19 protein-coding genes and 1 pseudogene are annotated in these 24,673 nt (G+C 63.1%); 14 read left to right on the top strand and 6 right to left on the bottom strand.

Translation table 11 applies throughout. The annotated features are described in order from the left end of the window. Nucleotides 1-21 precede the first annotated feature (21 nt). The 5 genes from dadA to NMB38_RS21355 all read left to right on the top strand — a co-directional run bounded on the left by dadA (nt 22) and on the right by NMB38_RS21355 (nt 5,802). On the top strand, nt 22-1,326 hold the full coding sequence (gene dadA, locus NMB38_RS21375; protein WP_027913381.1) for a D-amino acid dehydrogenase: 1,305 nt from the start codon (nt 22-24) through the stop codon (nt 1,324-1,326). A gap of 80 nt (nt 1,327-1,406) precedes the next feature. After that, nucleotides 1,407-2,480: an alanine racemase gene (gene alr, locus NMB38_RS21370; RefSeq protein WP_027913382.1), complete on the top strand. Its 1,074-nt coding sequence runs from the start codon at nt 1,407-1,409 to the stop codon at nt 2,478-2,480. Nucleotides 2,481-2,574: 94 nt separating this feature from the next. Further along, on the top strand, nt 2,575-3,123 hold the full coding sequence (locus NMB38_RS21365; protein WP_023532512.1) for a cupin domain-containing protein: 549 nt from the start codon (nt 2,575-2,577) through the stop codon (nt 3,121-3,123). Nucleotides 3,124-3,232: 109 nt separating this feature from the next. After that, the gene (locus tag NMB38_RS21360) at nt 3,233-3,682 is read left to right on the top strand and encodes a c-type cytochrome (protein WP_225806663.1); all 450 of its coding nucleotides are present in this window, start codon (nt 3,233-3,235) and stop codon (nt 3,680-3,682) included. 263 nt (nt 3,683-3,945) lie between these two features. Further along, a complete protein-coding gene (locus NMB38_RS21355; RefSeq protein WP_059183530.1) occupies nt 3,946-5,802 on the top strand; it encodes an acetyl-CoA hydrolase/transferase C-terminal domain-containing protein in 1,857 nt (618 codons plus the stop codon). 60 nt (nt 5,803-5,862) lie between these two features. On the opposite strand, the gene xpt is transcribed toward NMB38_RS21355, so the two are convergent. Next, nucleotides 5,863-6,435 (bottom strand): xanthine phosphoribosyltransferase, encoded by a 573-nt coding sequence (xpt, locus tag NMB38_RS21350; protein ID WP_023532789.1) that lies wholly within the window; start codon nt 6,433-6,435, stop codon nt 5,863-5,865. A gap of 62 nt (nt 6,436-6,497) precedes the next feature. After that, the gene (gene rep / locus NMB38_RS21345; RefSeq protein WP_027913385.1) at nt 6,498-8,507 is read right to left on the bottom strand and encodes a DNA helicase Rep; all 2,010 of its coding nucleotides are present in this window, start codon (nt 8,505-8,507) and stop codon (nt 6,498-6,500) included. Between the two features lie 291 nt (nt 8,508-8,798). Here rep and NMB38_RS21340 point away from each other — a divergent pair, with 291 nt between their 5' ends. Then, nucleotides 8,799-10,466 (top strand): putative bifunctional diguanylate cyclase/phosphodiesterase, encoded by a 1,668-nt coding sequence (locus NMB38_RS21340; protein WP_027913386.1) that lies wholly within the window; start codon nt 8,799-8,801, stop codon nt 10,464-10,466. Nucleotides 10,467-10,516: 50 nt separating this feature from the next. Here NMB38_RS21340 and NMB38_RS21335 read toward each other — a convergent pair whose 3' ends face one another. Beyond that, nucleotides 10,517-11,905 carry a NorM family multidrug efflux MATE transporter gene (locus NMB38_RS21335; RefSeq protein WP_490805761.1) on the bottom strand — a complete coding sequence of 463 codons (1,389 nt, stop codon included), beginning with the start codon at nt 11,903-11,905 and terminating at the stop codon, nt 10,517-10,519. A 154-nt stretch (nt 11,906-12,059) separates the two neighbouring features. Here NMB38_RS21335 and NMB38_RS21330 point away from each other — a divergent pair, with 154 nt between their 5' ends. Together NMB38_RS21330 and NMB38_RS21325 are read left to right on the top strand one after the other, a co-directional pair. After that, nucleotides 12,060-12,986 carry a LysR substrate-binding domain-containing protein gene (locus tag NMB38_RS21330; RefSeq protein WP_027913388.1) on the top strand — a complete coding sequence of 309 codons (927 nt, stop codon included), beginning with the start codon at nt 12,060-12,062 and terminating at the stop codon, nt 12,984-12,986. Between the two features lie 26 nt (nt 12,987-13,012). Then, a pseudogene (locus NMB38_RS21325) lies at nt 13,013-13,324 on the top strand (methyl-accepting chemotaxis protein); the annotation flags it as partial. Between the two features lie 38 nt (nt 13,325-13,362). Here the strand turns inward: NMB38_RS21325 and hglS are convergent. Next, a complete protein-coding gene (gene hglS / locus NMB38_RS21320) occupies nt 13,363-14,757 on the bottom strand; it encodes a 2-oxoadipate dioxygenase/decarboxylase HglS (RefSeq protein WP_206405088.1) in 1,395 nt (464 codons plus the stop codon). A gap of 136 nt (nt 14,758-14,893) precedes the next feature. Continuing rightward, on the bottom strand, nt 14,894-15,784 hold the full coding sequence (locus NMB38_RS21315; RefSeq protein WP_049695297.1) for a LysR family transcriptional regulator: 891 nt from the start codon (nt 15,782-15,784) through the stop codon (nt 14,894-14,896). 133 nt (nt 15,785-15,917) lie between these two features. Between NMB38_RS21315 and amaB the strand changes: the two genes are divergently transcribed. Continuing rightward, nucleotides 15,918-17,408 carry an L-piperidine-6-carboxylate dehydrogenase gene (gene amaB, locus NMB38_RS21310; RefSeq protein WP_028686768.1) on the top strand — a complete coding sequence of 497 codons (1,491 nt, stop codon included), beginning with the start codon at nt 15,918-15,920 and terminating at the stop codon, nt 17,406-17,408. Nucleotides 17,409-17,567: 159 nt separating this feature from the next. Continuing rightward, a complete protein-coding gene (gene amaA / locus NMB38_RS21305) occupies nt 17,568-18,854 on the top strand; it encodes an L-pipecolate oxidase (protein ID WP_027913393.1) in 1,287 nt (428 codons plus the stop codon). Between the two features lie 29 nt (nt 18,855-18,883). Here amaA and NMB38_RS21300 read toward each other — a convergent pair whose 3' ends face one another. Next, entirely contained in the window at nt 18,884-20,311 is a 1,428-nt protein-coding gene (locus tag NMB38_RS21300) for a mechanosensitive ion channel family protein (protein ID WP_027913394.1), read from the bottom strand. Between the two features lie 234 nt (nt 20,312-20,545). On the opposite strand from NMB38_RS21300, the gene ycaC reads away from it, so the two are divergent. From ycaC to NMB38_RS21280, 4 genes are all read left to right on the top strand, one after another. Then, nucleotides 20,546-21,175 carry an isochorismate family cysteine hydrolase YcaC gene (ycaC, locus tag NMB38_RS21295; RefSeq protein WP_023532859.1) on the top strand — a complete coding sequence of 210 codons (630 nt, stop codon included), beginning with the start codon at nt 20,546-20,548 and terminating at the stop codon, nt 21,173-21,175. 113 nt (nt 21,176-21,288) lie between these two features. Beyond that, entirely contained in the window at nt 21,289-21,855 is a 567-nt protein-coding gene (locus NMB38_RS21290) for an antibiotic biosynthesis monooxygenase (RefSeq protein ID WP_345956459.1), read from the top strand. A 37-nt stretch (nt 21,856-21,892) separates the two neighbouring features. Further along, nucleotides 21,893-22,711, top strand: coding sequence for an alpha/beta fold hydrolase (locus NMB38_RS21285; RefSeq protein ID WP_027913397.1), 819 nt, complete (start codon nt 21,893-21,895; stop codon nt 22,709-22,711). Nucleotides 22,712-22,782: 71 nt separating this feature from the next. Further along, nucleotides 22,783-24,624, top strand: a complete 1,842-nt coding sequence (locus tag NMB38_RS21280; protein ID WP_345956458.1) for an amidohydrolase — start codon at nt 22,783-22,785, stop codon at nt 24,622-24,624. The last annotated feature ends 49 nt before the right edge of the window (nt 24,625-24,673 follow it).

Raw genomic sequence — 24,673 nt, 5'->3', positions numbered from 1 at the left:
GTGCGCGAGGGGAAAGAAACGATGCGAGTTCTGGTACTTGGTAGCGGCGTGATTGGAACCGCCAGTGCCTATTACCTGGCCCGGCAAGGGTTCGAAGTGACGGTGGTGGACCGCCAGCCAGCGGTGGCCATGGAAACCAGCTTCGCCAACGCCGGCCAGATCTCGCCCGGCTATGCCTCACCGTGGGCGGCGCCAGGGGTGCCTCTAAAAGCCGTGAAGTGGTTGCTCGAGCGTCACGCTCCGCTTGCCATCAAGCTGACCGGTGACGTGGACCAGTACCTGTGGATGGCGCAGATGCTGCGTAACTGCACGGCCAACCGCTATGCCGTGAACAAGGAGCGCATGGTGCGGTTGTCCGAGTACAGCCGCGACTGCCTCGACGAACTGCGCGCCGAAACCGGAATCGCGTACGAGAACCGTAGCCTGGGCACTACCCAGCTGTTCCGTACCCAGGCCCAGGTCGATGCAGCTGCCAAGGATATCGCCGTGCTCGAGCAATCAGGCGTGCCTTATGAATTGCTCGATCGCGATGGCATCGCCCGCGTCGAACCTGCCCTGGCCAGTGTGAAGGGCATCCTCGCCGGCGCCCTGCGCCTGCCTAACGACCAGACCGGCGATTGCCAGTTGTTCACCACCAAGCTGGCGGAAATGGCCCGGAACCTGGGCGTGGAGTTCCGCTTCGGGCAGGATATCCAGCGTCTGGATCATGCAGGTGACCGCATCAACGGTGTCTGGATCGATGGCAAGCTCGAAACCGCCGACCGCTATGTGCTGGCATTGGGCAGCTATTCGCCGCAGATGCTCAAGCCCTTGGGTATCAAGGCGCCGGTCTATCCGTTGAAGGGTTACTCCCTGACCGTGCCCATCACCAACGGCGACATGGCGCCTGCCTCGACCATCCTCGACGAGACCTACAAGGTCGCCATCACCCGTTTCGACAACCGTATCCGTGTTGGGGGCATGGCTGAAATCGCGGGCTTTGACCTGTCGCTCAACCCCCGTCGACGTGAAACGCTGGAGATGATCGTCAACGACCTTTATCCTCGCGGCGGTGATTTGAGCCAAGCCAGTTTCTGGACCGGACTGCGTCCCGCGACGCCAGACGGTACCCCCATCGTGGGTGCAACCGCCTTCAGTAACCTGTTCCTCAACACAGGGCACGGCACGCTGGGCTGGACCATGGCCTGTGGCTCGGGTCGCCTGCTGGCTGACCTGATCGCGCGCAAGAAACCGCAGATCAGTGCACAAGGGCTGGACATCTCGCGCTATGGCAGCAGCCGCGAAGTGGCCCGTCACGGGCATGGTTCGCCTGCCCATCAGCAGTAAACCATCCATTGGGGTGCTCGCGAATGACCTGCGCGTGCCCCAGCTTCGATTTCAACCCGTATGACTTTTAAGGCAGCCGCATGCGCCCCGCCCGTGCCCTGATCGACCTCCAGGCCCTGCGCCATAATTACCGTCTCGCCCGTGAACTGACCGGCGCCAAGGCGCTAGCCGTGATCAAGGCCGACGCCTACGGTCACGGTGCCGTGCGCTGCGCGTTGGCGCTCGAGCCCGAGGCGGACGGGTTTGCCGTGGCCTGCATCGAAGAGGCACTGGAGCTGCGTGCGGCCGGCATCAGGAGCCCAGTACTGCTGTTGGAGGGCTTCTTCGAAGCCAGTGAGCTGCCATTGATCGTCGAACATGACCTGTGGTGCGTCGTGCATTCGGCCTGGCAGTTGGAGGCCATCGAGAAAAGCCCGCTGCACAGCCCACTCACCGTCTGGCTCAAGCTCGATACCGGCATGCACCGTGTAGGGCTGCATCCCAAGGATTATCGCGATGCCTATGAGCGCCTGCTGGCCAGCGGCAAGGTAGGGCGCATCGTGCTCATGAGCCATTTCGCCCGTGCCGATGAGTTGGATGCTAAGGCCACAAGCGAGCAGATTGCCGTGTTCGAAACCGCGCGCCAGGGCTTGGCTGCAGAGTGCAGCCTGCGCAACTCCCCAGCCGTGCTGGGTTGGCCCCAGGCAGCCGGTGATTGGGTACGGCCAGGCCTGATGCTCTATGGCGCCACGCCGTTCGACATGCCTCAAGCACACGCCCAACGCCTGCAGCCGGTCATGACACTGCAGTCGCGGGTCATCAGTGTGCGGGAGCTGCCGGCCGGCGAGCCGGTGGGTTACGGCGCCACGTTCGTCAGCACGCGGCCCACCCGTGTAGGCGTGGTTGCCATGGGCTACGCCGACGGTTACCCGCGCCAGGCGCCCAACGGCACGCCGGTCATCGTTGCCGGCAGTCGAGCCCCGCTCATTGGTCGCGTGTCGATGGACATGCTGAGCATCGACCTGACCGACGTGCCCCAAGCGACGGTCGGCAGCCCAGTCGAACTGTGGGGCAAGCAGGTCCATGCCACTGAGGTGGCGAGCCAGGCCGGTACTATCCCTTACCAGATCTTCTGCAACCTCAAGCGGGTGCCCCGGGAATACGTTGGGGACTAAGGCGTCAGGGCGGGTGGTGTGTTGTAAATACTGAACGGCGTTGCCATGATATCGTTCACATCCACCCGCATACCCGTCTCAGGAGGCTCCAGCTTTGGACGTCGGCGAACGACTGCAAGCCATCCGCACGCTCAAGGGCCTGTCCCAGCGTGAACTCGCCAAGCGCGCGGGCGTTACCAACAGCACCATCTCGATGATCGAGAAGAACAGTGTGAGCCCATCGATCAGTTCGCTGCGCAAGGTACTGAGCGGCATTCCCATGTCCATGGTCGAGTTCTTTTCCGTCGAGCTCGAACCCGAGAGCCCTGCGCAAATCGTCTACAAGGCCCACGAACTGATCGACATCTCCGATGGTGCGGTGACCATGAAGCTGGTTGGCAAATCGCACCGTAACCGCGCCATCGCTTTTCTGACCGAGGTGTACCCGCCTGGCGCCGACACCGGCGCCGAAATGCTGACCCATGATGGCGAAGAGACCGGCATCCTGCTCGAAGGCCGCCTGGAGTTGGTGGTCGGTACCGAGCTGTTCATTCTCGAAGCAGGCGACAGCTACTACTTCGAAAGCACCCGCCCGCACCGTTTTCGCAACCCGTTCGAACAGCCAGCACGCTTGATCAGTGCCGCTACCCCCTCGAACTTTTGATCCAGCGCAGTGCATTGACGCGTCAATACCCCTTTCCTGTGTAGGGTCGTTTCCCGGCCTCGGGCTTGTCGTTATACTTTTCGGCGCTCGAGGATCCGTGGCCGCGAGCATGATTAGCCACCATGAGGGTGTTCGCGTGAATCAAGTCAAGAAGATGCTGGCCATCCCGGCCGCCGTACTGGCCCTGTGGGCAATCACCGCTACCGCTGCGACCAACGACGATATCGCCAAGCGCCTGGAGCCGGTCGGCAAGGTGTGTATCCAGGGCCAGGAATGCAAGGGCATGGCCGTGTCCGCCAGCACGGGTGCCGGGTCTGCCAGGACGCCGGATGACATCATCGCCAAGCATTGCACGGCCTGCCATGGCACGGGGCTGCTCGGCGCGCCGAAAGTGGGCGACAACGCAGCCTGGAAGGAGCGTGCCGACCACCAGGGTGGGTTGGATGGCATCCTGGCCAAGGCCATCACGGGCATCAACGCCATGCCGCCGAAGGGCACCTGCGCGGATTGCTCGGATGATGAGCTCAAGGCCGCTATTCAGAAGATGTCTGGCCTGTAAATACCGCAATGTGCCGCGTAGCAGTCCCAGTATTCTAGCTTCGCCTCTTGCCTTGCCGGGGCCGCTTCGCGGCCCATCGCGGCCGGTCCGGCGCCCCGGCGAGAGCGCTCAGGCACCGCGTACGCGTGGACCTACGCTGTGGCTGAAGACCACCGAGTTATCCAGACCCCAGGTGGCTGCGGCTTCCTCTTACCGTCCAGGCAACCAACCTGTCTACCTGCCTGTCGAACCTCCTGAACCCAAGCACGAACCAGGAGGCCTCGATGCACCTCAGCTCCATCGACCAGGCCGTCGAACAGATCCTGTCACGCCTGCCAACCCATATCCACATGGGCCTGCCGCTGGGCCTGGGCAAACCCAATGCTTTCGTCAACGCCCTCTATGCCCGCATCCGCGAATTGCCCGAACGCCGTCTGACGATCTATACGGCCCTTTCCCTGGGTCGACCGGCGCTCGGGGATGGCTTGCAGCGACGCTTGCTCGAGCCCTTCGTGGAGCGCGTGTTCGGCGACTACGAAGAGCTTCACTACCTGGCCGACCTGCGCAATGACAGCCTGCCGCCAAACATTCGCGTAGAACAGTTCTTCATGCAGCCCGGCAGCCTGCTTGCCAGTGAATCGGCCCAACAGGATTACGTCAGCAGCAACTACAGCCATGCCGCGCGAGACATCAATGCCAAGGGCCTGAACCTGATCGCCCAACTGGTGGCGGCTACGCCGGAGCGGCCCGTCCACCTGAGCCTGGCCTGCAACCCGGACATCACCCTGGACCTGTTACCCATGGTCGAACGCCGCCGCGCCGCTGGCGAGACCATTCTGATGCTGGGCCAGGTGCATGCGCAGTTGCCGTACATGCCCGGTGATGCCGAGCTGCCAATGGATGCCTTCGACCTGCTGTTGGACGAAGCCGAGCAGCGCCAATTGTTTTCGACGCCCAACATGCCGGTCACCACGCAGGACCACTGCATCGGCCTGCATGCCAGCAGCCTGGTGCGTGACGGGGGTACCTTGCAGATCGGGATTGGTGCCATGGGCGATGCGGTTGCCGCCGCGCTGCTCGCTCGCCAGAGCGATAACGTTGCTTACCGCGCAGCGCTCGACAGCCTTGGCGCGAGTACCGCGCAGGCCTTGATCGAGCGGGAAGGCGGGCTCGCGCCCTTCGAGCATGGGCTATATGGCTGTAGCGAGATGTTCGTCAACGGGCTGCTGGCGCTGGCCGAAGCAGGCTTGCTGCGGCGTGCTGTCGATGAGCAGGGGGTAGTCCTGCACGGAGGGTTCTTCCTCGGCCCGCAAGCGTTCTACCAGCGCCTGCGCGACATGAGCCTGGAGCAGCGTGCGCGGTTTGCCATGACCGGTATCGGCTTCGTCAATGAGCTCTACGGTGATGAACAGCTCAAGCGTGCTCAGCGACAGGACGCACGCTTCATCAATACGGTGTTCGGCATGACCCTGCTCGGCGCGGGTGTGGCCGATCAGCTCGAAGACGGGCGCGTGCTGAGCGGGGTAGGTGGGCAGTACAACTTCGTTGCCCAGGGGCACGCGCTGGAAGGTGGCCGCTCGATACTGCTGCTGCGCAGTTGGCGCGAAGCGGGTGGCGAGGTTTCATCGAACATTTTCTGGAACTACGGCCATTGCACCATTCCCCGCCACCTGCGCGATATCGTGGTGACCGAATATGGCATCGCTGACCTCAGGGGGCAGACCGACAGTGAGGTCATTGCGCGATTGCTTGCGGTGTGTGACTCCCGGTTCCAGCAAAGCCTCATCGAGCAGGCCAGGGACGCTGGCAAGCTGGCGGAAGATTTTCAGCTCGACAGGCGTTTTGCCGATAACACGCCGCAGCGCCTGGCCGCGGTCCGGGCGCAGCATCCACAGCTGTTCCCGGAGTACCCCATGGGGACCGACTTCACGGCTGAAGAGCAGGACTTGTTACGGGCGCTGAACTGGTTGAAAAGCAAGTTCAAGCTCAGCGAGGCGCTTGAGCTGGGCAAAGCCGCGCTGGACGCGCCAGGGCCCCAAGGGTATGAGCGGCATCTGGCACGGATGCAGCTTGAAAAGCCTCAGGGGCTCAAGGAAGAGCTGTACCAACGGTTGCTGTTGGCAGGCCTGGCGGCGACCTGAAGACGACAGGGGCTGCCGCGCAGCCCCTTGTGGCCCGGATGTAAGCGAGCCAGTGCCGCCTCACTCGATGAAGCTGACCACACCGCCTTCCAGCGATTTCACCCGCGCCAGCGACTCCACGCGATAGCCTTGGCGATCCAGCTCGGCGCGCCCGCCCTGGAACGATTTCTCGATCACGATCCCCAGCCCTACCACGGTCGCTCCGGCCTGCTTGATGATCGAGATCAGCGCCTGGGACGCCTTGCCGTTGGCCAGGAAGTCATCCATGACCAGCACCCGGTCGCTGCTGCTCAGGTGGCGCGGCGAAATGGCCACGGTGTTCTCGGTCTGCTTGGTGAACGAATACACAGAAGCCGTCAGCAGGTTCTCGGTGAGGGTCAGCGACTGGTGCTTGCGTGCGAAGATCACCGGCACACCCAGCTTCAGCCCGGTCATCACCGCAGGCGCGATACCCGACGCCTCGATGGTGACGATCTTGGTCACGCCGGCATCGGCGAACAGGCGGGCGAACTCGTCACCGATCAGCTGCATCAGCGCCGGGTCGATCTGATGGTTGAGAAACGCATCGACTTTGAGAACCTGGTCGGAAAGCACGATGCCTTCTTCGCGAATCTTCTGATGCAGTGCTTCCACTATGGTATTCCTCGGAACAAAAATGGCCGCAAACAGCGGCAGTGTTTAAGAGTAATGGTTGATCAGCGTTTGAGCATCGCCCGGATGTCGGCCAGGGCATTGTTGCCGCGTGCGGCCTTGACCTCGACCGGGGCATCGTCCAGTCCTTCCCAGGACAGGTCTTCGGGGGGCAGCTCGTCGAGGAAGCGACTGGGCGTGCAGTCGATGATTTCCCCGTATTGCTTGCGTTTGGCGGCGAAGGTGAACGCCAGCGTCTGGCGTGCGCGGGTGATGCCCACGTAAGCCAGGCGGCGCTCTTCCTCGATGGTGTCGGCCTCGATGCTGGAGCGGTGAGGCAGGATCTCCTCCTCCATGCCCATGATGAACACGTAGGGAAATTCCAGGCCCTTGGACGCGTGCAGGGTCATCATCTGCACACCGTCGGCGTTTTCTTCCTCTTCCTGCTGGCGTTCGAGCATATCGCGCAGCACTAACTTGCCGATGGCGTCCTCGATGGTCATGTCACCCTCTTCGTCCTTCTCGAGGGTATTCTTCAGCGCTTCGACCAGGAACCAGACGTTGCTGATGCGAAACTCCGCTGCCTTATCGCTGGCGGTCTGCTGGCGGATCCAGTTCTCGTAGTCGATGTCGCGGATCATTTCATGCAGGGCGGCGATGGGATCATCCAGCGCCACCTTGTGGCGCACGCCGTCCAGCCAATGCTTGAAACGCTGCAGGCGCTCGGTGTAGCGCGCATCCAGGTGCTCGCCCAGCCCCAGTTCCTCACTGGCGGCATACATCGAGACACCCCGGCCGGTGGCATAGTTGCCGAGCTTTTCCAGGGTGGTCGAGCCGATTTCCCGGCGCGGCACGTTGATGACCCGCAGGTAGGCGTTGTCGTCGTCAGGGTTTACCAGCAGGCGCAGATAGGCCATGAGGTCTTTGACTTCCTGACGGCCGAAGAAGCTGTTGCCGCCGGAAAGACGGTAAGGCACTTGGTGGTGCTGCAACTTCAGCTCGATCAGCTTGGCCTGGTAGTTACCGCGGTACAGGATGGCGAAATCGCTGTAGGGACGGTTGGTGCGCAGGTGCAGCGTGAGGATTTCCATCGCCACGCGTTCGGCCTCGGCGTCCTCGTTCTTGCAACGGATCACCCGGATCTCGTCGCCAACGCCCATCTCGCTCCAGAGCTGTTTCTCGAATGCGTGCGGGTTGTTGGCGATCAACACGTTGGCGCAACGCAGGATGCGGCTGGTGGAGCGGTAGTTCTGCTCCAGCATGACCACTTTCAGGGAGGGGTAATCCTCCTTGAGCAGCATCAGGTTCTCAGGGCGCGCGCCGCGCCAGGCGTAGATCGACTGGTCGTCGTCGCCCACGACGGTGAACTGGTTGCGCATGCCGATCAGCATCTTCACCAGCAGGTACTGACTGGCGTTGGTGTCCTGGTATTCGTCGACCAGCAGATAACGCACGCGGTTCTGCCAGCGCTCGAGCACCTCGGGGTTTTCCTGGAACAACTTGACCGGCTGCAGGATCAGGTCGTCGAAGTCCACGGCGTTGAACGCCTTGAGCGTGCGCTGATAGTGGGTGTAGACGACCGCAGCGGTCTGCTCGCGCGGGTTGCGTGCCTTCTCAAGGGCCTCGGGAGGCAGGATCAGGTCGTTTTTCCAGGCACCGATCATGTTCTTGATTTCGTCGATGCCGTCGTCGCCGGAGTACTCCTTCTGCATGATGTCCGACAGCAGGGCCTTGATATCCGATTCGTCGAAGATCGAGAACCCAGGCTTGTAGCCCAGGCGGTCGTGCTCCTTGCGGATGATGTTCAGGCCCAGGTTGTGGAACGTGCAGACCGTCAGCCCTCGGCCTTCGCCCGGACGCAGCAGGCTGGCAACCCGCTCCTTCATCTCGCGGGCGGCCTTGTTGGTGAAGGTCATGGCCACGATGTACTGGGCGCGAATACCGCAGTTCTGGATGAGGTGGGCAATTTTGCGCGTGATGACGCTGGTCTTGCCCGAACCTGCACCGGCGAGCACCAAAAGAGGGCCGCCGACATAGTCACGGGCTTCCTGCTGCCGGGGATTGAGTCGGGACATGCTAGAAACCGGGGGTCGCCAGAAAATAGCCGCGCATTCTAACAGGCATGCGTGTTCGTGGCGTGACCGTCTGACGTTCGAGTCAGACTTTCGAAACGATCATTAGCGTCACTAATAGTTGCGCCTGAAAAAATCGTATTTGCCGGTTTGTCCGCTTTCGCGCAGGATGCACGACAAAATACGTCGGACCAGGCTGTCCAAAACCGCTTTTAAGAGTGAAAATCATTTCCATTAATTGCGTTGGGCTCATTATCGGTCAACGTTTGCATCGTCGAGCTTTAAGGAGCCGTCTTGTCCGCGCCTGTCGAACCTATGCGTTTGCTGCTGTTGGCCAGTGAGCCCGAGTGGGCGGCCTTGCTGCACGCGTGCATGCCGGCCTTGAAGGGCACGGCCGTACTGCTCACGGCACCCGACTGGGATGCCGTCGACAGTCTGTTCAGCCGCGACCGGCAGGCCGTGGTGCTGACCACGCCGGCCTTGCGGCCAGCACCCGGTCGCTGTGACCTGCCGACCATCCTGCTGCTGCACAGCGAACCCGAGGCGGCGCCAGGCGGCGTCAGTGACTGGCTGGTGAGCGACCAACTCAATGGCGACAGCCTGCGTCGCTGCCTGCGCCACGTGCGCGAGCGAGGTGCACTGGTGGCCACCCTGCAGCGCTTGGCCGAACAAGACCCTTTGACCGGCATCGCCAACCGCCAGGGCTTTCAGGCCTTGCTGGCCACGCGCCTGGCCGACCATGACGGGCGCGGCGTTGCCTTGGGGCATCTGGACCTGGACAACTTTCGCCACGTCAATGACGCCTTGGGGCACCAGAGTGGGGATCGCCTCATTCTGCAGGTGGTGCTACGTCTGAAGCATCAGCTCGAAGCAGGCGACCAGCTGGCACGCCTGGGCAGTGACGAGTTCGCCTTGCTGATCGACACCCGCCGCGACCCAGGGCGGGCCGAGTGGATGGCGGAGCGCATCGTGGAGGCATTGGCCGAGCCCTACTGGGTCGATGGCGAAAGCCTGCTGCTCGGCTGCAGCCTGGGGCTGGCCCACGCCCGCGCCCAGGGCGGCGCCGACCCGCTGATGTGGCATGCGCACATCGCCATGCGCCAGGCCAAGGCCATCCAGGGCTGTACCTTCCATGTCTTCAACGAGCGCATCAATCGCCACGCACGCAGCCTGGCCGATCTCGAAAGCGAGCTGCGCCGGGCCTTGCGCCGTGACGAGCTGGAACTTCACTATCAGCCGCGCCTGAACCTGGCGGATGGGCGGGTCGTCGGTCTCGAAGCGCTGGTGCGCTGGCGCCACGCCGAACGGGGCTTGCTGCCGCCCAGTGAGTTCGTGCCGCTGGCCGAGCAGAGCGGGCTGATCGTGCCGCTGGGTTACTGGGTCATCGCCCGTGCCCTGCGCGACATGCAGGCCCTGAACACCCAAGGGCTTGCGCCATTGCACATGGCGGTCAACCTCAGTTTCCGGCAGTTCCAGGACAGCCAGCTGCTGGCGACCTTGAGCAGGCTGATCGCCGAGTACGGTGTCGATGCTCACTGGCTGGAATTCGAGCTGACCGAAACGGCCGTGATGCGGCGCAATGAGCGGGTGCGTCAGACCATGGATGCACTGGGGCGCCTGGGCGTGCGCTTCTCGCTGGACGACTTTGGCACAGGGTTTTCTTCGTTCGTGCACCTCAACAGCCTGCCGATCACCTTGCTCAAGGTGGACCGCAGTTTCGTTGCGCAGATGGAAATGCGCGAAGAGAACCGCAAGCTGGTGCATGCCATGATCAACCTGGCCCACAACCTCAACCTCGAAGTGGTGGCCGAGGGCGTCGAAAGCGAAGCGCAATTGGCGTTGCTGCGCGGGTTTGGCTGCAACCAGGTACAGGGTTACCTGGTCAGCAAGCCCCTGCCGGTAGACGCGCTGATCCCGTTCCTGCGCCAGGTGTCCCATCGCCAGGTGGGGTTTGCAGGCTAGCCAGCCGCGCCCCCTTGGCCAATGCGCAAATCCACATCAAGTCGTTGACATCAGGCAGGTGTGGCCGTTGCGGCGCTTGTCCCGGCGTGGCGTAGCAACCGCCGCATCCGCCACTCGAAGCCGAAGGTCAGTGCCACCGAGGCGCACGCCAGCCCCAATGCCAGCCCCCACCAGACGCCCACCGCGCCCCCGCCGAAGACGAAGGTGAACAACCAGGCGCTGGGTGCCCCGATGAGCCAATAGCACACCAGCCCGATCAGGAACGTGGTCTTGGCGTCCTTCAGCCCGCGAATAGAGCCCATGGCGATGGTCTGCACGCCATCGAAGAGCTCGAACCAGGCGGCGACCATCAGCAGCTGGACCGCCAGTTGGAAGATGGCGGCAAACGCCGGGTCGGCCCGGTCGATGAACAGCCCTACCAGTGCGTCTGGCAGCAACCAGAACAGGGCAGCGAAGGCGAACATCAGCATGGCTCCGAAGCCGATACCCACCCGGCCTGCGCTGCGCGCTGCGAGCAAGTTCCCCGCGCCGTAGTAATGGCCCACGCGCATGGTCACGGCATAGGACAGGCCAGTGGGCACCATGAAGGCGGTCGACACGATCTGCAGGGCGATCTGGTGCGCGCCCAACTCGGTACTGCCCAGCACGCCCATGCACAGCGCCGCAAAGGCGAACAGCCCTACCTCCACCATGTAGGTGCCGCCGATCGGCAGGCCCAGCCGCCACAGCTCGCCCAACGCTGGCAGCGATGGCCGTGACAGGCCTTTGCGCAGTGGGTAGGCCGCATAGGCCGGGTGCCAGCGGATATACAGCGCCAGGACAATGGCCATGCCCATCGAGACCACCGCAGTGACCAGGCCGATGCCCATCAGGCCAAGCTTGGGCAGGCCGAACATGCCCTCGATCAGTGCAACGTTCAGCAAGTAGTTGAGTACGGTACCCACCAGGCTGATGACCATCACCGGCGTAGAGCGGCCCAGGGCGCTGGTGAAGCCGCGCAAGGCCATGAAGGTCAGGTAGCCCGGCAAAGCCAGCGGCAGCAGGGTGAGAAACTCGGCCGCCGAGGCCACGTTGTCAGGCTGTTGCCCGAAGAGCAGCAGGACAGGTTCGAGGTTCCACAGCACCAGCGCCGCGAACAGGGCCAGGCCCCAGGCCAGCCACAGACCGCTTTGCGCCAGCCGTGTGGCGCCCTCGATGTCATTGGCGCCCCTGCGGAAGGCTACCAGGGTGCCAACCGCCGCGATGACGCCCAGGCAGAAGATGGACACGAACGAATAGCCCGCCGCGCCCAATCCGCCCCCGGCCAGGGCCTGCGGGCTGATGCGTGCCATCATCAGGGTGTCGGTCAGTACCATGAGCATGTGCGCCAGCTGCGAGGCGATCAGTGGGCCTGCCAAGCGCAGTAATGCCTTGAGCTCGAGCGTAGGTGCGACGTGCATGGATGTGATCCTTGGCAAAGACAATGGCGGACGAAGGGCGATTCTGAGGCTTGGGTCAGCTTTTAACAAAAGGATAAATGCGATCATTGGCATGAGTTTTAATCATGGCGATATGATGCGCAGGTCGCCGCTTCTCCACCGAACAAGGAATCTCATGACCCGCAAGCTGCCGCCCCTGTATGCGCTGCGTGCATTCGAAGCCGCGGCGAGGTTGAACTCATTCACCCGTGCTGGCGAAGCGTTGTCCATTACCCAAAGCGCGGTCAGCCGGCACATTCGCACGCTGGAGGATCACTTTGCCTGCCGCCTGTTCACGCGCAGTGGCCGCAGCCTGCAACTGACCGAAGCGGCGCGGGTGCTGCTACCGGGTGTGCGCGAAGGCTTTGCCGCGCTTGAGCGTGCCTGTGACACGTTGCGCGGTGAAGACGACATGCTGCGCATGAAGGCGCCATCCACCCTGACCATGCGTTGGTTGCTGGCCCGGCTAAGCCGCTTCCGTCGGCTGCAGCCTGGCAATGAAGTGCAACTGACCAGTGCCTGGATGGACGTCGACCATGTGGACTTCAACCAGGAACCTTTCGATTGCGCGGTGCTGCTGGGCGATGGGGTGTTCCCGGCGGAGTGGGAGGTGCGCAAGCTGTTCCCCGAACTGCTGGTGCCGGTGGGCGCACCAGGGCTGCTGGATGACGGGCCTTGGTGCGCGGCGCGCCTTGCGAGCAGCGAACTGCTGCACCCCACAATGGACAAGCGCGACTGGCGAGTGTGGCTGGAACGCCTGGGCCTGGGTAGCAGGGTTTCGCTCAAGGGCGGCCAGGTGTTCGACACGCTGGAACTGGGCATGATTGCAGCGGCCCGTGGCTACGGTGTTTCGATTGGCGACCTGATCATGGTGGCCGAAGATGTGGCGCAGGGGCGCATGAGCCTGCCATGGCCCACGGCGGTCCCCAGCGGCTTGGACTACTACCTGGTATGGCCGCGGACCCGACCGGGCGGCGAGCGGCTGCGCCGCCTCAGTGCCTTCCTGCAAGCAGAGGTGGCTGCCATGGCGCTACCCGAGGTGGTGATCCTGCCAGCCCTTTGATTGCGAGCGCTATATCCCGGTCCGATACCGGGCACGCCATCACCACACTGGAGCAGAGTAACCAGCTGATGCAGGACGGCCTTGAGCGTAACGACAAGGTCGCGCAAGCACTTGCCCGCATCGACGAACAAAGCCGTGCGGCGGGTGAGCAGTTTGCCGTGATCAGTACGGCGACCCAGGAGCAGAGCAGCACAGCGACCGTGCTGAGCCGCAATTTGCAGAGCATCGCCCAGGCCAACGGTGAGCAGCGCGAGGTGGCCAACGAGCTGGCACTCACAGCGCGGGAGCTGGAAGGATTGGCTGCGCAGTTGCGTCAGGAAGTGGACCGCTTCCGCTGACACGCTGGGGCACCCACGTGCCCCTTCACTCTGTCGCCTTACACCGATACCAGGTTCAATGCCTGGGCGCAGGCCTGCAGCGAGCGGCGCTCGCTTTGCGCATACAGCGCCAGTTCATCCTGCACCTGCAGCCCCAGCGCCGCTTCGAAGGCCGCGCGGTTGGCGTTGCTGCCGTACTCGGCCTGGGCATCGTCGCCCAGGTTGGACTGGAAGATCCCTGCGGCGCTTACCGGCAAGAAATCCTCGTACACCAGCGCCTCGAAATGCACGTGGTCTGCGTCGATCAGCCCTTGCAGGGTAGTTGGCCTGCCTTGCTTATCGCGCGCGGCCAGGCCTTTCTCGGTGGCGAAGTAGCGAAAATACGCCAGGCCCTGTTCACGCATCTGCGCCAGGTCGTCCGGGAAGGCGGCGAAGGTGTCGGTGAGTATCGCCATGTACCGTGCGGCATTGGCCTCGACGGGCGCACCCCCCAATGCGACACGCGTCGTGTCGAGCAGCTTGTCATAGAGCTGGCGCCCCTTCGGTGTCAACGCCGCGCCACGTTGCTCGATTTCCCCAAAGCGCGCGGTGTGGCTGCCTTCGCTACCGTGCTGACCGCAGAATGCGACCTTTTCCTGCAGGGCCTTGAAGCTGGTCTGGCGCAGCAGGATTGGGTGGCGGCGGGGAGGGGGGCCTTCGACCACGGCCTTGGGCGTGATGCCCTTGGCTGGCATGCCGAGCTGGATGGCATCGATGTCCAGGGTGCGCGGAGTCAGGTGGTTGATGTGCGGACCCCTGAACGCGACCACATCGGCAAGCAGGCGGTGCTGGTCGTGCAGCTGCTGGTATTGCTCGGCGGTGACGGTGGCGTCGTGGTGCCAGCGGAAGGTCTGCAGGGCTTGCTGTACGAAAGCCTGAGCATCTGCGGCATTCAAGCCGCCATCGCGTTCGTGCTGCTCGATCAGATGGAGTACGCGAGGGGTGAAGATCTGGCGTTTGGCCAGGATATCCTTGGCCATTTCCCGCAACTGCAGGTTGTCGATCAGCTCCAAGCGCAACAGCGAGGTGAAGACGCGGAACGGGCTGACGTGCAGCGACTGCTCGTGCACGGCACGGAACGCGGTGGAGTGCACCGGCACCCCAGCACTGCTGAGGTCGTAGTAGCCCACCGGCTGCATGCCCATGACCGCAAAAAGTCGCGCGATGGTCGCCAGCTCCTGGGCCGTACCTACTCGGATGGCCCCGTGGCGTTCATGGCCCAGCCGTTCGAGCTCCCCGGTCCAGCGCAGCGCCTGCGTCACTTCTGGCTGCTCGGCCATCACCTGCTGGTTGATTTCGCTCACCAGCGCAAGCAGCGTGCCGTACAACGGCACTTCCTGTTTGTACATGAGCGACATGGCGGCAGAAAACTGCGCACGGATGCTGTCGGGGCTGACGAAATCATGGGCGGGCATCGCTGGATTCCTGGTTGATGGCTGACCTTTACATGAAAGCGGGGAATGCACCCGGTCTACAAGCGAAAAAAAGTAGGTGTGTCATTCCTTTTTTGATCGACGTAGGCGGTCTAGGGCGCTACGCCTGTCTAGAGCATCAGGCCTGCAACTGCTCACCGATCCAATCCACCAGCGCCCGCACCTTGGGCACTTCTGCGGCATGTTCGGCGTACGCCAGGTAGTGCGCGCCGGCACTGCGCATCGCATGGTTCCAAGGCATGACCAGGCTGCCTTCGGCCAACTCCTTTGCGACCAGGTAGCGCGGCACCAGCGCTACCCCGCAGCCGGCCTGGGCAGCGCTCAGTGCCATGTAGAAGGTGTCAAAGCGTGGGCCGTGGTAGGCGCTGACGCTTTGCAGGTCCTGCTCCAGGAACCATTCGTGCCAGGCTTCCGGCCGTGAAGTGCTTTGCAGCAACACCAGGTCGGTCAATGCCTCGGCACTGGCCAGGTCACGGCCGGCCAGTAACTCTGGCGAGCACACCGGCACCACTTCTTCACCGAACAGCTCGATGCAGCTGGCCCCCGGCCAGGTGCCCTGGCCGTAGAAGAACACGACGTCGGCCGAGCCCTGCAACAGCGAGAAGGGCTCCATTTCGTTGCGGATGTCCAAGTGAATGTTGCTGTGCCGCCGGCCGAAGCCCTTGAGGTGGGGGATCAGCCACCGCACACCAAAGCTCGGCTGCGTCGCGACCTTCAGGATCTCGGTCTGCTCCCCGTAGGTCAGCACATAGCGGCTGGACATATCGACCTGCGTGAGGATCTTGTTCACCTCGGCCAGATAGAGGCTGCCGGCTGGCGTGAGTTGTAAACGTCGGCGAATGCGCAGGAAAAGATGGTGACGCAACAGGTCTTCAAGCTGCGCGACCTGCTTGCTGACCGCACTCTGGGTCAAGTGCAGCTCTTCGGCGGCTCGGGTGAAGCTCAAGTGACGGGCTGCAGCTTCGAAGCACTGCAGGGCGGTCATGGAAGGCACCAGACGTTTTGACATAGCGTTCTCAAAGGCTCGAGTCATTACCTGACGGAATGATATGCGGAATAAAGGTCGTTTGTTGCGCTTAACTGATCGGATTAATACTGATCCACATCATATCCAACCTGTCCACCGATGTAGGAGAACACCAATGGTTGCTGGATTGCTCGAGCGCCTGGGGGTTGCTGCCCAGGCTTACACGCAAGGCGATTACGCTGTACACACGCCCATCGACGGCAGCCAGATCGCTTCGGTGACACTGCTCGGTCAAGCCGAGACTACCGCGCGCATCGAGCAGGCTCAGCAGGCCTTCGAGGCATGGCGCAGCGTGCCAGCCCCTCGCCGGGGTGAGCTGGTGCGCCTGTTCGGCGAAGTGCTGCGCGAGCACAAGGCAGACCTGGGTGAACTGGTTTCGATCGAGGCAGGCAAGATCACCCAGGAAGGTCTGGGCGAAGTGCAGGAAATGATCGACATCTGTGACTTTGCAGTGGGGCTGTCACGCCAGTTGTACGGCCTGACCATCGCCTCCGAACGCCCGGGTCACCACATGCGCGAAAGCTGGCACCCGCTGGGTGTGGTCGGTGTGATCAGCGCATTCAACTTCCCGGTGGCGGTCTGGTCCTGGAACACCGCCCTGGCCCTGGTGGCCGGCAACTCGGTGGTGTGGAAGCCCTCCGAGAAAACGCCATTGACCGCCCTGGCGTGCCAGGCGTTGTTCGACAAGGCGTTGAAAGCCTTCGGCGATGCGCCGGCAGGTCTCGCGCAGCTGGTCATCGGTGGCCGTGAAGCAGGCGAAGCCCTGGTCGATGACCCCCGCGTGGCCCTGGTGAGTGCCACCGGCAGCACGCGCATGGGCCGTGAAGTCGGGCCGCGTGTAGCCGCACGTTTCGGGCGCAGCATCCTGGAACTTGGCGGCAACAATGCCATGATCCTTGCACCCAGCGCCGACCTGGACCTGGCCGTGCGGGGCATTCTCTTCTCGGCAGTCGGCACTGCCGGGCAACGCTGTACCACGCTGCGCCGCCTCATCGTGCACCGTTCGATCAAGGACGAAGTGGTGGCTCGGGTCAAGGCCGCCTACGGCAAGGTGCGCATTGGCGACCCGCGCAAGGACAACCTGGTTGGGCCCCTGATCGACAAGGCCTCATTCGATGCCATGCAAGGCGCCCTGGCCAAGGCTCGCGACGAAGGGGGCCAAGTGTTCGGGGGCGAGCGTCAGTTGACCGACCAGTATCCCAATGCTTATTACGTGTCGCCTGCCATTGCCGAAATGCCTGGGCAAAGCGAGGTGGTGCGCCATGAAACGTTCGCGCCGATTCTCTATGTACTGGCTTACGATGACTTCGACGAAGCCTTGCGGCTGAACAACGAAGTCCCGCAGGGCTTGTCGTCCTGCATCTTTACCACCGATCTACGCGAGGCTGAGCGTTTCCAGAGCGCGGCTGGTAGCGATTGCGGTATCGCCAACGTCAACATCGGCACCAGCGGTGCCGAAATCGGCGGGGCGTTCGGGGGTGAGAAGGAGACCGGTGGTGGCCGTGAGTCCGGTTCAGATGCCTGGAAAGGCTATATGCGCCGTCAGACCAACACCGTGAACTACTCCCGTGAGTTGCCACTGGCGCAAGGCATCGTGTTCGACTGATCAGCGTAATGGTGTAGAACCAGGGGCACGGCCCCTGGTGGGCGACCAAGCCCGCGGCCATCAGGATCGGTGTGCTTGCACCGCTATCTGGGCATGCGGGCTTGGCTGCGAAAGGCCGCACGGCGGTCTCGAACAAGAATAAATTGCGGGAGCCGGGCCATGTCCGAACTGCGTCAAGAATGCTTGTGGGAATGCGTCACCGTGCCGAGCGTGACTGTCCAGGCCGTGGCGGGGGAGTACCACGCCGATGTCTGCGTGATCGGCGGCGGCATTACCGGATTGTCAGCAGCCATTCACCTGCTCGAGCAGGGCAAGTCGGTGATCGTACTGGAGGCCTGGAAAGTGGGCCACGGCGGCTCCGGCCGTAATGTCGGTCTGGTCAATGCCGGTACCTGGATTCGCCCGGATGATGTCGAGGCCACCCTGGGTCAGAAACAAGGCAGCCGGTTGAACACGGTGCTGGGTCAGGCCCCGGCCGATGTGTTCGCCATGATCGAACGCCTGGGCATCGACTGTCAGGCGCGGCACCAGGGCACCCTGCACATGGCACATAACGCGACCGGCATCGCCGATCTGCAGGCCCGCCACGAGCAATGGCGACGGCGCGGTGCCGATGTCGAACTGCTGACCGGCGCACAGTGCCAGGAATATTGCGGCACCGACAAGATCGCCGCCGCCCTGCTGGACCGGCGCGCCGGCACCATCAACCCGATGGGCTACACCCAGGGCCTGGCAGCTGCCGTGGTGCGCCTGGGTGGCAAGCTGTTCCAGCAGTCCGCAGTCCAGGGCCTGACGCGCGAAGGTGACAGCTGGCGTGTGCAGACTGCACGCGGTTCGGTTCGCGCCGAGAAGGTGGTGATCTCCACTGGCGCCTACACCGAAGGGGACTGGAGCAACCTGCAAAAGCAGTTCTTCAAAGGCTATTACTACCAGGTCGCCTCCAAGCCATTGCAGGGCGCGCAGGCCGACAAGGTACTCCCTCACGGCCAAGGCTCCTGGGATACCCGCACCGTGCTCAGCAGTATCCGTCGCGATGATCAGGGCCGTTTGCTGCTCGGTAGCCTGGGCCGGGTCGACAATAAACCCGCGTGGTTCGTGCGCAGCTGGGCCGACCGTATCCAGCGTCACTACTACCCGACGCTTGGCAAGGTCGAATGGGACATGCACTGGACCGGCTGCATCGACTTTACGCCCGACCACCTGATGCGTTTGTTCGAACCCGCCCCAGGGTTGGTGGCGGTCACCGGCTATAACGGGCGCGGCAATACCACTGGCACCGTCATTGGCCGGGCGTTCGCCGAGTTTCTGTCCAAAGGGGAAGCCGCCAGCCTGCCGATACCGTTCTCGACCATGAAAGGCGTGAGCGCGACCTCACTGCGCACCGCGTTCTACGAGTCCGGGTTCTCGCTGTACCACGCCGGCCAGTGCCTGCGCGTGGTGCTGTAAGGCAACGCTCCGCAACGGCAGGTGACGCGTCATTTGTGCAGCCAGCTCAGGAAACCGCCTTTCTTGATGGAAGCAGGCTTGTGCAAGAGCAGCGAATCGCGACCCTGACGTCGGACGCGTTGCAGTTTGCCCAAGGCGGTCTGCACATCGCCGTGCTGCTGCAGATACGCTTTGACTCGTTGCTTGTCGATGCGATACAGCAGGCAACTGGTCAAGGTTCTGAACTCCACCAGCGAGTCGTCTTCATCGACGAGCCCGTCGATACCCAGTACTTCACCTGGGCCCATGCGTCCGGCCTCCAGGCGCTTGCCATCTTCCAGCACCGCCGCTGATACGACACCTCGCCCTATGACCAGCACGTGTTCGGACTGCTTGCCCACCTCCAGGATCGTTGTGTCAGCCAGGTACTCAACGGCGATCATGTGTTGGCTCAGTGCGTCGCGCTCTTCATCACTCAGCGCGCGGAACACCCGTACTTCGTCCAGCACCTCCCGTTGACGGCTACGCGGCGCCGTCGCCAGGTCCTGGTTCCAGATGACCCCGTTCGCTTCCAGGTGCCGATGGGCCAGGTCGAACAACTGGTTGCGCGTAGCGTTCTTGGCGCTCATATCGGCGATGAAACCGCTGGCTTCGTATTCCACCGAATCGAGCGTCGCGGTTTTCACGGCCACCTTGGGGGCAGGTGAAGGGAGGAGCGCACGGGTACCGCGCAGCGCCTTTTCCAGCGCATCGAACACTTTGCCAGGGCGCACGCTTGCAGGCACGACCACGCTGATCGACACGCCATGCACATCAGTTGGACGGCTATGGTTGAGCAAGCGGGCCTTGGCAGCCACGGAGTTCGGAATGACCGCCAGGCTACCGCTGCTGGTGAGCAGCCGCGTGGCACGCCAGTCGATATCCAGCACCTTGCCCTCCGTGCCATCGATGGAAACGGCGTCACCGATCTGATAGGGCCGCGTGGTGTTGAGCACGATGCCGCTGAACACGTCCGCCAGGGTGCTCTGCAAGGCCAGGCCGATGACGATGGCCATCACTCCCGATGTGGCCAGCAGCCCTTTGACGGGCAATTGCAGTACATAGCCGGCCGCCGCCACCACCGCGGCGATGAAGATCAACGCCCCGAGCACATCCTGCAGCAACCGGCCGCCGTGGCTGCCGCGCGCCACCAACAGCAGGCCGAAAACCACCGTGACGGTGCGCGCGCCAAACAGCCACCATGCGATGGCAAGCACCGTGGCCAGCAAGTTGCGGGCAACGTCGTCGGCCCAGGGCGCGGGCTGTAGCGGGCTCATCCCTGCCGCCACCAGCACCAGGCTGAAGAGCAGGAACAGCGTCAGCCGCGCGGCTATTCGCCAGGCATGGCGCTGTGCCGGGATCAGCTGCCAAACGATCAAGTCGAGCAACAACAAGGTGGTGCCGAGCAGCAGTGGGGAGGACTGGATGAACGCCAGCATGATGGTCTCGGGACAGGGAAGGGCTGCCGGTAGTAATAGAGCAGGTTCACGCAGGAGGCAATGGGCATGGCGTTGCATAGAACCGGCCCTACAGGGCGCTGAACCATCGTTCATAAAATAGAACGCTAAAGCCAAAAAACGCTATCTACCGCCGAAAACTGGATGGTTTTAATCTTCTCCCATCAACGCGAAACACCCCACCTACTGCAAATCACGACTACTGGAGCTACCGCCATGACTCAATTCAAATACAACCGCCTGAACAAAGACGACGCTGCCGTTCTGCTGGTCGATCACCAGGCTGGGTTGCTGTCGCTGGTGCGCGATATCGAGCCCGACACCTTCAAGAACAATGTGCTGGCCCTGGCGGACCTGGCCAAGTTCTTCAACCTGCCGACCATCCTGACCACCAGCTTCGAGCAAGGCCCCAACGGCCCATTGGTGCCAGAGCTCAAGGCCCTGTTCCCGGACGCGCCTTACATTGCGCGTCCTGGCCAGATCAACGCCTGGGACAACGAAGACTTCGTCAAGGCGGTGAAAGCCACTGGCAAGAAGCAGTTGATCATCGCGGGTGTCGTCACCGAAGTGTGCGTGGCCTTCCCGGCCCTGGCCGCCCTGGAGGAAGCATTCGAGGTGTTCGTGGTGACCGACGCGTCCGGCACCTTCAATGCCATGACCCGCGATGCCGCCCACGACCGCATGAGCCGTGCTGGCGCGCAGTTGATGACCTGGTTCGGCGTAGCCTGCGAACTGCATCGTGACTGGCGCAACGACGTCGAGGGCCTGGCCGCACTGTGCTCCAACCATATCCCTGACTACCGCAACCTGATGACCAGCTACAACGCCTTCAACGCCAGCAAGTAACCCCATCGCCGCGGGCACCCCGGCCGGTGCCCGCCGGGCCGCACACCTCGATAACGTTCAGCCCGTCCACTGTTGCCCAGCGCAAGCGGGCAGGCTCAGCCCAAGGAATGCAGATGAACACCGCCGCCCAAGACAACCGCGACGTGGTTACCCTGGTGATCCAGCACAAGGTCCGCGCCGCGTCACTGAACGACTACGAAGTGTGGCTCAAGCATGCGGTAGGCACCGCCCGCCGCCAGGCGGGGCACCTGGACGTCAATGTCATTCGACCCGATGAGGGCGGTCTACACTTCACCACCGTGGTCCGGTTCGCCAACGCCGACCTGTTGCAGGCGTGGGTCAACTCAGCAGAACGCCAGGCGATGGTCCGGGACGTGCTGCCGCTGCTCGACGGTGGTGACAGCCCTCAGGTCCATGAGGACCCGGAATTCTGGTTCACCCCACCCGGCACCCGCGCCGTACCACCACCGCGTTGGAAACAGGCGGTGCTGACGTACCTGGTGATCTGCCCGATGACGTTGGTGGTGCCGCACCTGCTGGCCCCGTTATTCGAACGTTTGCCACAACTGGCTGGCCCGGTCAGAGGCACCCTGATCGGTAACCTGTTTGTCATCTTGCCTATGGTGTTCTACATCATGCCCTGGATCACCCGCCGTTGCGCCCATTGGCTGCGCGGCTGAACAAGCCTTTTTCCACGTACCACTAGGAGATACCGATATGAGCACGTTCCAAACGCGTGATGGCACTTCGATCTATTTCAAGGACTGGGGTACTGGCAAGCCGGTACTGTTCAGCCATGGTTGGCCGCTGGATGCCGACATGTGGGACACGCAGATGGAGTACCTGGCCAGCCGCGGCTACCGGACCATCGCCTTTGACCGCCGTGGCTTTGGGCGGTCGAGCCAGCCGTGGACCGGCTACGACTATGACACCTTCGCCGATGACATCGCGCAATTGATCGAGCACCTGGACCTGCGTGAGGTCACCCTGGTGGGCTTTTCGATGGGGGGCGGTGATGTCAGCCGCTATATCGGTCGCCACGGTACCGGGCGGGTGGCCGGGCTGGTGCTGCTGGGGGCCGTCACGCCTGTATTTGGCAAGCGCGCAGACAATCCGGACGGGGTGGACCTGTCGGTGTTCGAAGGGATCGAGGCCGGGCTGCGGGCCGACCGCGCCCAGTTCATCGCCGACTTCGCGGCCCCGTTTTACGGGCTGAACCAGGGGCAGCAGGTGTCCCAGGGCGTGCAGACGCAGACCTTGAACATCGCGCTGCTGGCCTCGCTCAAGGCCACGCTGGACTGCGTGACGGCGTTCTCGCAGACCGATTTCCGGCAGGACCTGGCCAAGGTCGACGTGCCCACCTTGGTGATTCACGGCGACGCCGACCAGGTCGTGCCCTTCGAAACCACCGGCAAGCGCGCCGCGCAGTTGATCGCCGGCGCCGAGTTGAAAGTGTATGCCGGTGCGCCGCATGGGTTCGCAGTGACCCATGCGCAACAACTGAACGAAGACCTGCTGGCGTTTCTCCAGCGCTGAGCCAGACAGGCAAGCGGCGTCGCGACGACGCCGCTGCGCCTGACCTATGAACTCCATTCCAAGGAGGCCCTATGGACGCCGATCTGATTCTGTTCAACGGCAAGCTGCACACCGTCGACCGCGAGAACCCCAACGCCACCGCCGTGGCCATCAAGGATGGCCGTTTTATCGCCGTGGGCAGCGATGCCGAGGCCATGGCCCACAAAGGAACGGTCACTCAGATTGTCGACCTGCGCCGGCGCACCGTCATTCCCGGGCTCAACGACTCGCACCTGCACCTGATCCGCGGGGGCCTCAACTACAACTTGGAGCTGCGCTGGGAAGGGGTGCCGTCGGTGGCCGATGCCCTGCGCATGCTCAAGGACCAAGCCGCACGTACGCCGACCCCGCAATGGGTCAGGGTGGTGGGTGGCTGGAACGAGTTCCAGTTCGCCGAAAAGCGCATGCCCACCCTCGAGGAAATCAACCAGGCTGCCCCGGATACCCCGGTGTTCCTGCTGCACCTGTACGACCGGGCGTTGCTCAATCGTGCAGCGCTCAAGGCTGTGGGCTATGACAAGACCACGCCCAATCCGCCTGGCGGGGAAATCCAGCGTGACACGTTCGGCAACCCCACGGGCATGCTGATCGCGCGGCCGAACGCCATGATTCTCTACGCCACGCTGGCAAAAGGCCCCAAGCTGCCACTCGAATACCAGGTCAACTCCACGCGCCAGTTCATGCGCGAACTGAACCGATTGGGGCTGACCAGCGCCATCGATGCCGGTGGCGGCTACCAGAATTTTCCGGACGATTATTCGGTGATCCAGGAGCTGGCCGACAAGGGTCAACTGACGGTGCGCATCGCCTACAACCTGTTTACCCAGAAGCCCAAGGAAGAGCTGGACGATTTCCGCAAGTGGACTGCCAGCGTCAAGCTGCACAGTGGCACCGATTTCCTGCGTCACAACGGTGCGGGCGAAATGCTGGTGTTCTCGGCGGCTGACTTCGAAGACTTTCTGGAACCGCGCCCGGACCTGCCGCAGACCATGGAGCAAGAACTGGAGCCGGTGGTGCGGCACTTGGTCGAGCAACGCTGGCCGTTCCGTCTGCATGCGACCTATGACGAGTCGATCACACGCATGCTCGACGTGTTCGAGAAGGTCAACCGCGACGTACCGTTCAACGGCTTGCCGTGGTTCTTCGATCATGCCGAAACCATCACGCCCCGTAACATCGAGCGGGTACGCGCCCTGGGTGGCGGCATTGCCATTCAGGACCGCATGGCCTTCCAGGGCGAGTATTTCGTCGACCGCTATGGCGCCCAAGCGGCGCAGCAGACACCACCGATCAAGCGCATGCTGGAGATGGGGGTGCCGGTAGGGGCGGGCACCGATGCGACCCGCGTGTCCAGCTACAACCCGTGGACTTCGCTGTACTGGCTGGTCAGCGGCAAGACCGTTGGCGGCATGGCACTGTATCCCGAAGGGTTGAGCCGGGACACGGCCTTGCAGCTGTTCACCCAAGGCAGTGCCTGGTTTTCCAGTGAGCAGGGCAAGAAGGGGCAGATCAAGGTCGGTCAGCTCGCCGACCTGGCGGCGCTGTCGCAGGATTTCTTCTCGGTGGAGGAAGAGGCGATCAAGGGTATCGAGTCGGTGCTCACCCTGGTAGACGGCAAGGTCGTGTACGGCGCCGCCGAGTTCGACAAGCTGGGGCCACCGCAGGTGCCTGTGTTGCCTGAGTGGTCACCGGTCGCCAAGGTGCCCGGCCACTGGCGCGTGGGCACCCCCTCGCTGGCAGCCATGGCACACCAGTGCTCGGGCCCGTGCGGTGTCCATGCCCACAGCCATGAAAAGGCCCGGCATTCCAGCGTGCCGGTCAATGACTTCCAGGGGTTCTGGGGCGCGTTGGGTTGCTCGTGCTTTGCCTTCTAGGCCGAGATGCTGAGGGCTGTGCAGCAACCCGTCGCAGCCAGCCTGCAAG

It is taken from the genome of Pseudomonas sp. FBCC-B35 (assembly GCF_059133755.1).
Note: the sequence above shows the minus strand (reverse complement) of the source record. Positions and strands in the feature narration are given on the sequence as shown.